Source organism: Duganella aquatilis (assembly GCF_009674565.1).
GTDB classification, from domain to species: Bacteria; Pseudomonadota; Gammaproteobacteria; order Burkholderiales; family Burkholderiaceae_D; genus Rugamonas; species Rugamonas aquatilis.
Map to the genome: position 1 here is coordinate 78,601 of NZ_WKJL01000013.1, position 11,790 is coordinate 90,390.

Sequence of the window (11,790 nt, forward strand, 5' to 3'; positions counted from 1 at the left end):
ATCATGTTGCAGGCGTTAATCTGGTCGCAAGTTCCACCGATTAAGAGAGCAACATCATGACTATCCAAGCCCGCCTCCAATCCCTGCCACTGCCTGTCAGCGCCATCGCCCTGCTGGCTGCCATCGTGCTGGGCAGCCTCGACTATCAGGCCGCCGGCTGGCTGCTGTTCGGCATCGGCGTGATTACCTGGGCACGTTTCGATTCCCGGCACTTGCTGAAAGCCGACCGCAACGGCCTTTCCCCGGCGCTTGCGCTGCTGGCCTACACCGCGGTGGCCGCCGACCAGGCCAACGCCGCCGTGACGTTTGCGCTGGCCTTGCATGCGCTGGTGGTATTCCTTATCCTGATCAGTCGTCATCTCTCCGAAGAGGGAGCGCAAGCAATTTCTCAGCAAAAAGGCATAAGCCAGCGTATTTAAAGTGGTTTTTTCAGATATCCACACCAACTGTGGATAAGGGTGTGAATAACCGCCACTTGACAGCCGAGAACGCCTTTAACGACGGGCTTTTCAACAAAATGCCTAATCCACAGGCATATTTTTTCCTTTGAAAAATCAATGACTTAGGAAATGTCAAAAGTCGGCGCACGGAGATTTTTCGTCATCTTGAAAAAATAATTTTTGTGCATAAGTGGGATGCAGGACACCGTTGTCGCGCAGCACTGGGAATCCTTTGACAAAAGTGCTGGCAAGGAATAGTGTCACTCTGGAGTTCGGCCAGTTCGACTTACGATGGGAATCTGCATGAATCAGAACGACGACGATACCGATTGGATGATAGAAGACGAGGCGCAGCCCGGCAACGAGACGCGCCAGGGCGGCGCCAGTGCAGCCCCGGCGCCGCCGCCATGGCGGGTGCTGATCGTTGACGATGATGTGGATGTCCACGTTGTCACCAAGTTCTCGCTCAGCAACGCCTGCTTCCAGGGCCGCCGGCTCAGTTTTCTGCATGCCTACAGCGGCGAGGAAGCGCTCAACGTGCTGCGCAACACCCCGGACATCGCCCTGGTGTTGCTGGACGTCATCATGGAAACCAGCGACGCCGGCCTGCACGTGGCGCGCCAGATCCGCGACAGCCTGCACAACAACCTGGTGCGCATCGTGCTGCGCACCGGCCAGCCGGGCCAGGCGCTGGAGCACAGCATCATCCTCGATTACGACATCAACGATTTCTGGTGCAAGACCGACCTCACCACGCGCAAGCTGTTCACCACGGTGATTTCCTCGCTGCGCGCCTATGCCGGGCTGGAGGAAGCGCATCGCCACAGCGTCGCCCTGCAAAGCGAGCTGGACCGGGCTCTGAAGCTGCTGGCCGCCGTCGACCAGCATGCCGTGGTTGCCACGCTGGATGCACGCGGCCACTTCGTCACCGTCAACGACAAGTTCTGCACCGTGTTCCAGTACAGCCGCGAGGAGCTGGAGGGCGCCGACGCGCGCCTGCTGCACGCCCCGCCCTATCCGCAGGACCAGCTGGCCGATGCGCTGCAGGCGCTGAAAGATGGCGAAGCATGGACCGACGTCATCACCACCTGGCGCCGCGACGGCCAGGAAGTCCGGCTGCGCATCACCGCCACCGGCGACGGCGGCGGCGCCATCATCGTCGGCAGCGTGTTGCAGGCGCTCAAGATTCCGCTTTAAGTTTCGCTTAAGTTACGGATCCATAAGCATTTTTCCGGATATCCACAAATCCTGTGCATAACTATGTGGATAGCACCCCATTGACAACGGATACAGCCTGTAACGGCGCGGTTTTCTACAAACTGCACATCCAACAGGCAAAACGAATACCCTTAAAAATCAATGACTTATATTCTCACGGATTGTCACGCAAAAAGTTTTCAAAAAAATTCTTGCCAACATGATTTGTGTATAAGTAAACCTGGGCGCGGTATATCAATGCGTGGTTTTTCGCCGCTGATCCGGGTGCAATAGCACGCGTTCGATCACCTTGGGATCGACGTTGTGCGATTTCAGGTATTCGATCGCACACACGGTATTAAAACTGGACTGCACCAGGATGCCGCGGTTGACGACGGCGCTCCATTCCTCGTTGTGGCGGGGCTGGAATAAGCTGACCGGCGGGGCCGATTCCAGGCTCTGGACTAGCGAGACGTTCATCATGATCCTTCGTGAAAGTGAGGGGCTGCCGCCCCGATCGTCGATGCGCTCAGGGAGTATGGCCGACGCTCCGACAAAGTCAATGTCAGCCTCCTATCATTCCGCAATTAAAACCTTCCGTTCTATAATGTGGCATGAACCCCGACCGCCCGCGCCCCCATTCCCTGCTCGATCTGTTCATCTCCTTCACCCTGCTTGCGCTGCAAGGCTTCGGCGGCGTGCTGGCCGTGGTGCAACGTGAGATGGTGGAACGCAAGAAATGGCTGACGCCGGAAGAGTTTCTGGAAGACTGGGCCGTCGCGCAGATCCTGCCCGGCCCCAACGTGGTGAATATCTCGCTGATGATCGGCGACCGCTACTTCGGCCTGCGCGGCGCGCTCTGCGCCCTGGCCGGCATGCTGTGCGTGCCGTTGCTGGTGGTGCTGGGACTGGCGCTGCTGTATGCGCAGTACGGCAATCATTCGGGCGTGGCCGGCGCGTTGCGCGGCATGGCGGCGGTGACGGCCGGACTGATCGCGGCCACCGGCGTCAAGCTGGGGGCGGCGCTGCGCAAGCATCCGCTGCCGGGGTGGCAGACCGGGCTGATTGTGCTGCTGTGCATGGTCTTCGGACTGGCGCTGCACCTGCCGCTGGGCTACACGCTGCTGATCCTGGGCGGCCTGAGCTTTGCACTCACCTGGCGCAAGCTGAAAGGCGCAACCGCATGAACGAGGCGCCGCTCCACATCGTGTTGACCTTTGCCGACTGGCTGGGCCTGTTCGGGCATTACCTGCTGCTGTCGCTGCTGTCGATCGGCGGCGCGATTTCGACATCGACCGAGATGCACCGCTACCTGGTGGTGGAGCATCATTGGCTGACGCAGGCGCAGTTCAATAATTCGATGGCGATCGCGCAGGCGGCGCCGGGGCCGAACGTGCTGTTCGTGGCGCTGATGGGCTGGAACGTGGGCTTGAATGCGGGCAGCTATGCGGCGGCGCTGGCGGGCGTGGCGGTGACCATGCTGGGGATTCTGATTCCCAGCACCACCCTGACCTATTTTGCTGCGCGCTGGGGGCATCAGAACCGCGACCTGGTGGGCGTGCGCGCTTTCAAGCAGGGCATGGCGCCGGTGGTGGTGGGGTTGATGGTGTCGGTTGGGCTGATACTGGCGGCGGCCGGCGGCGATGCGGCAAGCGATTGGCCGCTGTGGGTGATTTCGCTGGTGGCCGGGTTGCTGATCTGGCGGACGCGGATTCATCTGCTGTGGCTGCTGGCGGCGGGGGCTGTTATTGGCTGGTTTTTACCCCTCTAGCCGCCGGTGGCCGGGTTTTACTTGTTCTGATAACCGCCGTAGTATTTTACCGGGCTCCAGTCTGGCGCCACCCCGAGTTTCGATGGCGCGTACTGCGCATACTCCGGCGCGGCGTAGACGACTTTGCCGTTGACGATCGTCAGGCTGGATTCCAGGTTCTTGATCTTCTCCACATCCATCGTGAAGTAGTCCTGCGGCAGGATCACCAGGTCCGCATACTTGCCTTTGGTCAGCGTCCCTTTCAGCTTCTCTTCGCCGCTCATCCACGCACTGCCTTGCGTCATCAGCTTCAGCGCCTGATAGCGGCTCAACACGTCCTTGCGCTGCCAGATCGCCAGTCCGCCCGCTGTCTTGCCGCTCACCGCCCAGTAAATCGAGGGCCACGGTCCATAGCTCGATACGCGCGTGCCATCCGTGCCCAGGCCGACCGGAATCTTCATCTCCAGCATCTTCTTAATCGGCGGCATCTGGCGGGTCTGCGCGCCGTACTGCTTCCAGTACAGCTCGCCCTGGAAGTACATGCGGTTCTGCACCGCAATGCCGCCGCCCAGCGCCTTCACGCGCGCCAGCTGCTTGTCGCTGATGGTTTCGGCGTGGTCGAAGAACCAGCGCAAGCCGTTCAGCGGCGTGTCTTTATTGACTTTTTCGATCACCGCCAGGTCGCGGTCGATGCTCTCGTCATACGTGGCGTGGATGCGGAACGGCCAGCGGTTCTTGATCAGCAGGCGCAACACCGGCTCCAGCTCGCCTTCCATCTCGTGCGGCATGTCCGGACGCGGCTCCAGGAAGTTCTCGAAGTCGGCCGCGCTCCACACCAGGTTCTCGCCGCCGCCCTCGGTGTTGTAGCCGTTGGCGTAGAACAGGTGATCGTTCTTGTCGGGATGGGTTTGCGTCAGCCAGCGCTGGTAGTCTTCCAGTTCCTTGCCCGGCTTCTGCGCGAACAGGTAATAAGAAGTGCGGACCGTCAGCTTGCCGTTCCTGGCCAGCTCCAGGCTCACCGCGTAATCGTCCGGATAGGCCTGGCCGCCGCCGCCCGCGTCGATGGCGCTGGTCAGGCCGAGGCGGTTCAGTTCGGTATAGTACTGCTGCGTCGAGTTCAGCTGTTCGTAGCGCGGCAGGACATTGGTCTTGGCCAGCGTGCCGTACAAAATAGCCGCATTCGGCTTGGCGATCAGCATGCCGGTCGGCTTGCCGTCCGCGCCCAGCTCCACCACGCCATCCTTGAATTTGGTGTCGGCGTTGTAGCCCAGCGCGGCGATACCCTTCTGGTTCAGGTAACCCAGGCCGTACAGGTAGAGAATGAACACCGGTTTGTCCGGCACCGCCGCATTGATTTCTTCCAGCGTCGGCAGGCGCTTTTCTTCGAACTGGAATTCGTTCCAGCCGCCCACCACCTTGATCCAGGCGCCGTCCGGCGTGCGCGCGGCCTGCTCCTTGAGCATCTGCAGCGCTTTCTTCAGCGAGGTCACGCCATCCCAGCGCAGCTCGGCGTTGTAGTTCAGGCCTTCGCGGATGATGTGCAGGTGCGAGTCGTTCAGGCCGGGAATGACGGTCTTGCCGGCGGCGTCGATCACTTGCGTGGTGGAGGATTTGAGCTTGAGGATCTGGGCGTTGCTGCCCACCGCCTCGATCTTGCCATCCTTGATGGCCAGGGCTTGCGCGAAGGCGCCCTCTTTGCTCATGGTGGCGACCTTGCCATTGGTGATGATCAGGTCGGTTGCGTGCGCGGGAAGCGCGCAGGCGATTGCTGCCGCGAAGGCGAGCTGGGTCAATTTCATAACGACTCCTAAAAATAAAAAAACCGGCGCGATCCGAAGGATTCGCGCCGGCCGTGTCAGAGAATTGAGGCCAGCTCAGTTCTCCGGATTACTCTTTGATTGCTTCGATAGCGAAGCTCAGGGTCACTTCATCGCCAACGTTAGGAGCGTAAGCGCCTGCGTTGAATTCGGTACGCTTGATGGTGGCGGTGGCGTTGGCGCCGCAAGCCAGTTTCTTGGCCATTGGGTGTTCAGCGCACTTGAAGTTGGTGATGGTCAGGGTCACTGGCTTGGTCACGCCCTTGATGGTCAGGTTGCCTTCCACGGTCGATGGCACGTCGCCTTTGAAGTTGACCTTGGTCGACTTGTAGGTGATGGTCGGGAACTTGGCGGTGTCCAGGAATTGTTCGCCCTGGATGTGGCCGTCGAACAGTTTCGAACCGGTGTCCACCGATTTGGCATCGATCGTTGCTTCTACCGAACCGGTCTTGGCAGCGCGGTCCAGCGTTACCTTGGCGGTGGTGCTGTTGAAGCGGCTTTGCTGGTTGCTGAAACCGAAGTGGCTGTAACCAAAGCTGGAGAAGGTGTGGTTGACGTCGGAGACGAAGGTATCAGGGGCAGCGAAAGCGGACAGGGAAACGCCGGCGGCGATCAGCAGGGCAACAATTTTTTTCATTTAGAAACTCCTAATGTGGTGAACAAGATTGTTCGAGTGAGGACGATTATGCTCGCGACATCTAAAGTTGTAAAACGAAAAATTTACCGCTTTACTATCGATAAAATCGATCATATCAGCGTAGCGTTATCATAACGGAACGAAAGGCGAAGGGAATCTGCCGAAAGACTTAGACCGGTGAGTCGTTCCCGCCGCAGGCGGGAATCCATGCAGAGGAGATTACGCCGCGATCGCAGCGTCGGAGACAGGCGTTTGCTTCAAAATCCGGCCCAGCAGGCGCTGTTCCAGCGCGGCAAACGCCGCATTGCCCCGCGCGCGCGGACGCGGCAGGTCGACCTTCATGTCCAGCGTAATCCGGCCGTCCTCGATCAGCACCACGCGGTCGGCCAACGCCAGCGCCTCCTGCACATCGTGCGTGACCAATACCGCGGTGAAACCGCGCGCCAGCCACAGAGACTCGATCAGCTGCTGCATCTCGATGCGCGTCAACGCATCGAGCGCGCCGAGCGGTTCATCGAGCAGCAGCAGTTGCGGCTCATGCAGCAAGGCTCGCGCCAGGGCGACGCGCTGACGCTGGCCGCCGGACAGCTCGGCCGGCCAGTCATCGGCGCGCTCCGCCAGGCCGACGGTGGCCAGCGTGGCCGCCGCCGCATTCAGCGACCGTGGCAGGCCGAGCGCGACGTTGTCCAGCACCGTCTTCCACGGCAGCAGGCGCGCCTCCTGGAACATGATGCGGATGCTGGAGGCGATGCTGCCCGTACCGATCTTGATGCTGCCCTGGTCGGCTGTCTCCAGCCCGGCGATCGCGCGCAGCAGCGTGCTCTTGCCGCAGCCGCTGCGGCCGACGATGGCGACAAACTCGCCGGGACGCAGTTCCAGCTGCACGTCATGCAGCACTTGGCGCGTACCGAAGGATTTGCTGACGCTCTCCAGATTCAGCGCCACGCCCTGGCGGCGCGCCGGTGGCGCGGAAGTCCAGGTCGCGCTCTCGCGCGGCAATGCGCCCGTATCGAACAAAGCGGTAGAAATATGCATGGGATCTCCTTAACGGTAAGCCGGGTTCCAGCGCAGGAAGTGTTTTTCCAGCCCGCGCGACACCAGATCGGCCGCCTTGCCCAGCAAGGCGTACAGCAGAATCCCGACCAGCACCACATCGGTTTGCAGGAACTCGCGCGCATTCATGGTCATGTAGCCGATGCCGGCTTGCGCCGAAATCGTTTCCGCCACAATCAGCAGCACCCACACCAGGCCGAGCGAAAAGCGCACGCCGACCAGGATGGACGGCAGCGCCGCCGGCAGGATCACGTCGCGGTACAGCGGCCAGCCGGACAGGCCATAGCTGCGCGCCATCTCGATCAGGCCCTGATCCGCCGAGCGGATGCCGTGGAAGGTATTCAGGTACACCGGGAAGAACACGCCTACCGCCAGCAGGAACAGCTTGGCCGTTTCGTCGATGCCGAACCACAGGATCACCAGCGGTATCAGCGCCAGCGCCGGGATGTTGCGGACCATTTGCAGCGTGGTGTCGAGCAGCGTTTCCGCGCGGCGGAAGCTGCCGGTCAACAGCCCAAGCAGCAGGCCCAGACTGGCGCCGATGGCGAAGCCGGTGGTCGCGCGCCACAAGCTGGTACGCAGATGCACCCACAGCTCGCCCGACACCGCCAGCGTCCAGAAGGCTTTCGCCACCGCCCACGGCTCCGGCAGGATGCGGCTGGACAGCCAGCCCAGTTGCGACGATACCTGCCACACCGCGATCAGCAGCACCGGCAGTACCCACGGCGTCCATATGCTTTGCTTCTTCATCTACGCGGCCTTCTTCTTGGGCAGGATGTCGCTGGCCATGATCTCGCCGAACGGGCCGCTCAGCGATTGTTCGCCGTGGTCCCGCCCCTTGCCCAGCAGCGGGAACACCAGTTCCGCGAAGCGGTACGACTCTTCCAGGTGCGGATAGCCCGAGAAGATAAAGGTCTCGATACCCAGGTCGGCGTATTCCTTGATACGCGCAGCCACGGTTTCGGGGTCGCCCACCAGCGCGGTCCCGGCGCCACCACGCACCAGTCCCACGCCGGCCCAGAGGTTGGGCGATACTTCGAGCTTGTCGCGGCGTCCGCCGTGCAAAGCTGCCATGCGTTGCTGTCCTACCGAATCCATTTTGGCGAACGAGGCCTGCGCCTTGGCGATCACTTCGTCATCCAGATTGCTGATCAGTTCATCGGCGGCGCGCCATGCTTCCTCGTTGGTTTCGCGGACGATGACGTGCAGGCGGATGCCGAATTTGACGGTGCGGCCACGCTTGGCGGCGCGCGCGCGGATGTCGTCCAGCTTCTCGGCCACGGCGGCCGGCGGCTCGCCCCAGGTCAGGTAGACGTCCATCTGCTCGGCCGCCAGTTCGTGCGCCGGTTCCGACGAACCGCCGAAATACAGCGGCGGATGCGGTTTCTGCACCGGCGGATACAGCGTCTTGGCGCCCTTCACCTTGATATGCTTGCCGTCGAAATCGTAGCCCTTGTCGCCGCCCTCGCCCGCCAGCGACGCGCGCCATACGCGGATGAATTCATCCGAGATTTCGTAGCGCTTGGCGTGATCGGCATACAGGCCGTCGGCTTCCAGCTCGCCCTGGTCGCCGCCGGTGACGACGTTGATCAGCAGGCGGCCATTGGACAGGCGGTCGAAGGTCGACGCCATGCGCACCGCCAGTCCCGGCGTGGTCAGGCCCGGACGGATCGCCACCAGGAACTTGAGGTTTTGCGTCACGTGGATCAGCGACGAGGCGACCACCCATGCGTCTTCGCAGGAACGGCCGGTCGGCAGCAGCACGCCGTCGTAGCCCAGCGTATCGGCGGCCACCGCCACCTGTTTCAGGTAGTTGCCGTCGATGGCGCGCGCGCCCTTGGAGGTGCCGAGGTAACGACTGTCGCCATGGGTCGGAATAAACCAGAACAGATTCAGGGACATCTTGACTTCCTTATTGCGCCGCCAGCTGTTTCGCCGGCAGGGTTGCATCCTTGACCGCGATCGGTTTCGGGATCAGTTTCAGATTCGAGAAAGCATCGGCGACCTTTTGCTGTTGGTCCAGCACGTCGGCGCTGATCGGCTTGACGCCGTAGCTGTAGCGCGAGGCGGCCAGCGCCACAATGTCCACATCCAGCCCGGTTTGCGTGGCCAGGATGGCGGCGACTTCTTTCGGATTCCTGGCGCCCCACTCGTCGATGCGGGCGATTTCTTCCAGCACGATGCGAACGATGTCGCTGTTCTTCTCGGCATACGGACGCGCAGCCAGGTAGAACTGGTGATTGGCCACCAGCCCTTTACCGTCAGCCAGCACGCGCGCGTTCAGCTGCTTTTCGGCGGCGGCCAGGAACGGATCCCAGATCGCCCAGGCATCCACGCTGCCGCGCTCGAACGCGGCGCGCGCGTCGGCCGGCGGCAGATAGACCACTTCGATATCCTTGTAGCCCAGGCCCGCCTTCTCCAGCGCCTTCACCAGCAGGTAATGGACGTTGGAGCCTTTGTTCAGCACCACCTTTTTGCCTTTTAAATCAGCGAGGCTGCGCAGCCTGGAATCCTTGTGTACGACGATGGCTTCGCTGCCCGGCGACGGCGGCTCGTTGCCAACATAAACCAGGTTGGCGCCGGCCGCCTGCGCAAAGATCGGCGGCGCTTCGCCGACCGTGCCGAAGTCCACGCTGCCGACGTTCAGGCCTTCCAGCAGTTGCGGGCCGGCCGGGAATTCCGTCCATTTCACGGTGACGTTGCGCGAGGCCAGGCGCTGTTCCAGCGTGCCGCGGCCTTTCAGCAGCGTCAGCGTGCCGTATTTCTGGTAGCCGATGCGGACTTCCTGTTTGGCCGCCGTCTGCGCCTGCGACTGGCCTGCGCCGGCCGCCATCACGCCGGCCGCAAACAGCAAGCCCAGGGTATGACGGCGCGAAGCGCGTTTCTGTTCGATACTCATAAAGACTCCTTAGCGCGCCAGGCGCACAGGCTGGGCCGGCGCCACAAACACGTCATCCTGCCGCAGGCGCGGTGCGTTCAGGCATGCCGACAACGCATCCACGCCGGCCTGCACGCGCCAGGCGATGGCCGGATCGACCGTCAGGCCGCTGACGTCGTTCCAAGTCAGCTGCTGCGACGTCGCATAAATACTGGTGAAGACCTGGCGCGCGTCCAGCGCGTGCAGCACCGGGCGCAGCGCATAGTCCAGCGCCAGCATGTGCGACTGGCTGCCGCCGGTGGCCAGCGGCAGCACCAGCTTGTCCTTCAGGCCGTCCTGCGGCAGCAGGTCGAGGAAGGCTTTCAGCAGGCCGGTGTAGGAAGCCTTGTAAATCGGTGTGGCGATCACGATGGCATCCGCGTCGGCGACGGCATCGACCGCGCGCTTCAGGGCCAGATCGGCAAAATCCGCATGCAGCAGGGCTTTTGCCGGCAGGTCGCGTACTTGCAGTTTGCTGTGGCGGTGGCCCAGCGCGGCCAGCTTGTCGCCGACGTGATCCAGCAAACGGCCAGTGCTCGATGGCGCCGCCGGACTGCCGCTGATGAGAAGGATGCTCATGGTCTGTCCCGTGATTTTGATGGTGGCGTTCAGCATAAATCTGCACCATTGAATTCAAAACGAATTGTTTTGCGCTTCGATATGCAAAATCCATTGCATGATTTTTCCGCATAAGGAAAGCCGGATTTCTTCGTGTACTGACTTTGGAACGCTCTTCATACTGGCAAGACCGATTCCTCTCTCAAGTGGACATACCATGTCTAATGCCTTACTCAAACCGTCGCACCATCCTGCGCACGATCCGCTACACGTCGCGGCCGAACTGGCGCAGCGACTGGCCGCCAGCGCCAATGCGCGCGACCAGGCAGGCGGCCACGCAGCACAGGAACGCGAGTGGATACGTGAATCCGGCCTGCTTACCTTATCCATCCCGGCTGCCTACGGCGGCCAGGGCGCGGACTGGCCGACGGTCTATCAAGTGATACGCATCCTGGCCCGCGCCGACAGCGCGCTGGCGCATATCTTCGGTTTCCACCATCTGCAACTGGCCGGCATACAGCTGTACGGCAGCGCGCAGCAGCAGCGCCGCTTCCTGACGCAGACGGTGGAGCAGAATCTTTTCTGGGGTAACGCCCTGAATCCGCTCGACAGGCGCACCCTCGCGATCGATGCCGACTATGGCTTCCAGCTGGATGGCGTGAAGAGTTTTTCGTCCGGCTCGGTGGGTTCGGACTGGCTGACCATCTCGGCCTGGCACGAGCCGTCGCAAAGCGCCCTGATCGGCGTGGTGCCGACGCGCCAGCATGGCGTGGCGGTGCAGGCGGACTGGGACGCCTTCGGCCAGAAGCAGACCGACAGCGGCAATGTGCACTTCAATCAGGTGTCGCTGCCGTTGACGCAGGTGCTGCAGGCGCCGGGCGTCCAGCCAACGGCGCAGGCTTCGCTGCGGTCGCAGGTGGCGCAGCTGATCATGGCGAACTTATATCTCGGTATCGGCGAAGGTGCGTTTGAAACTGCGCGCGCCTATATCGCACAGGAAGCGCGGCCCTGGTTCGCTTCCGGCGTGGAGAAGGCCGGCGCCGATCCGCTGGTTCAGCATCGCTTCGGCCAGTTGTGGCTCAAGCTGCGGCCTGCCGCCGTGCTGGCGGACCACGCAGCACAGGAGCTTGATCGCCTGTTCCGTCTCGGCGCGGCCGTCACGGCACAGCAGCGCGGCGAGCTGGCGGTGTCGGTGGCCGAAGCCAAGGTGCTGGCGCATACGGCCGGCGTGGATGTCAGCAGCGAGATCTTCGAGCTGACCGGCGCGCGCTCGACTTCCGCCAAATTCGGCTACGACCGCTTCTGGCGCAACGTGCGCGTGCATACCTTGCACGATCCGGTCGACTACAAAATCCGCGACCTCGGACGCTATGCGCTCGACGGCACGCTGCCCGAACCTACTGCTTATTCCTGATTTTTCA

The 11,790-nt window shown here is 62.0% G+C and carries 13 protein-coding genes; 5 read left to right on the plus strand and 8 right to left on the minus strand.

What is annotated here, in order from left to right:
• The first annotated feature begins 56 nt into the window (after positions 1 to 56).
• On the plus strand, positions 57 to 419 hold the full coding sequence (locus GJ698_RS17760) for a hypothetical protein (RefSeq protein ID WP_154359190.1): 363 nt from the start codon (positions 57 to 59) through the stop codon (positions 417 to 419).
• A gap of 324 nt (positions 420 to 743) precedes the next feature.
• Entirely contained in the window at positions 744 to 1,637 is an 894-nt protein-coding gene (locus tag GJ698_RS17765) for a PAS domain-containing protein (RefSeq protein WP_154359191.1), read from the plus strand.
• Positions 1,638 to 1,892: 255 nt separating this feature from the next.
• Here GJ698_RS17765 and GJ698_RS17770 read toward each other — a convergent pair whose 3' ends face one another.
• Positions 1,893 to 2,120: a hypothetical protein gene (locus GJ698_RS17770; protein WP_229260047.1), complete on the minus strand. Its 228-nt coding sequence runs from the start codon at positions 2,118 to 2,120 to the stop codon at positions 1,893 to 1,895.
• A 131-nt stretch (positions 2,121 to 2,251) separates the two neighbouring features.
• Here GJ698_RS17770 and GJ698_RS17775 point away from each other — a divergent pair, with 131 nt between their 5' ends.
• Both GJ698_RS17775 and GJ698_RS17780 read left to right on the plus strand, forming a co-directional pair.
• On the plus strand, positions 2,252 to 2,824 hold the full coding sequence (locus GJ698_RS17775; protein WP_154359192.1) for a chromate transporter: 573 nt from the start codon (positions 2,252 to 2,254) through the stop codon (positions 2,822 to 2,824).
• A complete protein-coding gene (locus GJ698_RS17780) occupies positions 2,821 to 3,408 on the plus strand; it encodes a chromate transporter (RefSeq protein WP_154359193.1) in 588 nt (195 codons plus the stop codon). Before GJ698_RS17775 ends, GJ698_RS17780 begins: the two co-directional genes overlap by 4 nt.
• 17 nt (positions 3,409 to 3,425) lie before the next feature.
• Here the strand turns inward: GJ698_RS17780 and GJ698_RS17785 are convergent, their stop codons facing one another.
• The 7 genes from GJ698_RS17785 to ssuE all read right to left on the minus strand — a co-directional run bounded on the left by GJ698_RS17785 (position 3,426) and on the right by ssuE (position 10,390).
• Positions 3,426 to 5,186, minus strand: a complete 1,761-nt coding sequence (locus GJ698_RS17785; protein WP_154359194.1) for an amidohydrolase — start codon at positions 5,184 to 5,186, stop codon at positions 3,426 to 3,428.
• An 88-nt stretch (positions 5,187 to 5,274) separates the two neighbouring features.
• Positions 5,275 to 5,841, minus strand: a complete 567-nt coding sequence (locus GJ698_RS17790) for a YceI family protein (protein ID WP_154359195.1) — start codon at positions 5,839 to 5,841, stop codon at positions 5,275 to 5,277.
• A 219-nt stretch (positions 5,842 to 6,060) separates the two neighbouring features.
• Positions 6,061 to 6,876 (minus strand): ATP-binding cassette domain-containing protein, encoded by an 816-nt coding sequence (locus GJ698_RS17795; protein WP_154359196.1) that lies wholly within the window; start codon positions 6,874 to 6,876, stop codon positions 6,061 to 6,063.
• Positions 6,877 to 6,885: 9 nt separating this feature from the next.
• Positions 6,886 to 7,644, minus strand: a complete 759-nt coding sequence (ssuC, locus tag GJ698_RS17800) for an aliphatic sulfonate ABC transporter permease SsuC (protein ID WP_154359197.1) — start codon at positions 7,642 to 7,644, stop codon at positions 6,886 to 6,888.
• Positions 7,645 to 8,790: an FMNH2-dependent alkanesulfonate monooxygenase gene (gene ssuD / locus GJ698_RS17805; protein WP_208023845.1), complete on the minus strand. Its 1,146-nt coding sequence runs from the start codon at positions 8,788 to 8,790 to the stop codon at positions 7,645 to 7,647.
• 16 nt (positions 8,791 to 8,806) lie between these two features.
• Positions 8,807 to 9,793, minus strand: a complete 987-nt coding sequence (locus GJ698_RS17810) for a sulfonate ABC transporter substrate-binding protein (RefSeq protein WP_154359199.1) — start codon at positions 9,791 to 9,793, stop codon at positions 8,807 to 8,809.
• A gap of 9 nt (positions 9,794 to 9,802) precedes the next feature.
• Positions 9,803 to 10,390 carry an NADPH-dependent FMN reductase gene (ssuE, locus tag GJ698_RS17815; RefSeq protein ID WP_154359200.1) on the minus strand — a complete coding sequence of 196 codons (588 nt, stop codon included), beginning with the start codon at positions 10,388 to 10,390 and terminating at the stop codon, positions 9,803 to 9,805.
• Positions 10,391 to 10,586: 196 nt separating this feature from the next.
• Between ssuE and GJ698_RS17820 the strand changes: the two genes are divergently transcribed.
• Positions 10,587 to 11,783, plus strand: coding sequence for an acyl-CoA dehydrogenase family protein (locus GJ698_RS17820; RefSeq protein WP_154359201.1), 1,197 nt, complete (start codon positions 10,587 to 10,589; stop codon positions 11,781 to 11,783).
• The last annotated feature ends 7 nt before the right edge of the window (positions 11,784 to 11,790 follow it).

Coding starts and splice junctions, on each gene's coding strand:
- GJ698_RS17760 (WP_154359190.1), top strand. CDS start 57: ATGACTATCCAAGCCCGCCTCCAATCCCTGCCACTGCCTGTCAGCGCC.
- GJ698_RS17765 (WP_154359191.1), top strand. CDS start 744: ATGAATCAGAACGACGACGATACCGATTGGATGATAGAAGACGAGGCG.
- GJ698_RS17770 (WP_229260047.1), bottom strand. CDS start 2,120: ATGATGAACGTCTCGCTAGTCCAGAGCCTGGAATCGGCCCCGCCGGTC.
- GJ698_RS17775 (WP_154359192.1), top strand. CDS start 2,252: ATGAACCCCGACCGCCCGCGCCCCCATTCCCTGCTCGATCTGTTCATC.
- GJ698_RS17780 (WP_154359193.1), top strand. CDS start 2,821: ATGAACGAGGCGCCGCTCCACATCGTGTTGACCTTTGCCGACTGGCTG.
- GJ698_RS17785 (WP_154359194.1), bottom strand. CDS start 5,186: ATGAAATTGACCCAGCTCGCCTTCGCGGCAGCAATCGCCTGCGCGCTT.
- GJ698_RS17790 (WP_154359195.1), bottom strand. CDS start 5,841: ATGAAAAAAATTGTTGCCCTGCTGATCGCCGCCGGCGTTTCCCTGTCC.
- GJ698_RS17795 (WP_154359196.1), bottom strand. CDS start 6,876: ATGCATATTTCTACCGCTTTGTTCGATACGGGCGCATTGCCGCGCGAG.
- ssuC (WP_154359197.1), bottom strand. CDS start 7,644: ATGAAGAAGCAAAGCATATGGACGCCGTGGGTACTGCCGGTGCTGCTG.
- GJ698_RS17810 (WP_154359199.1), bottom strand. CDS start 9,793: ATGAGTATCGAACAGAAACGCGCTTCGCGCCGTCATACCCTGGGCTTG.
- ssuE (WP_154359200.1), bottom strand. CDS start 10,390: ATGAGCATCCTTCTCATCAGCGGCAGTCCGGCGGCGCCATCGAGCACT.
- GJ698_RS17820 (WP_154359201.1), top strand. CDS start 10,587: ATGTCTAATGCCTTACTCAAACCGTCGCACCATCCTGCGCACGATCCG.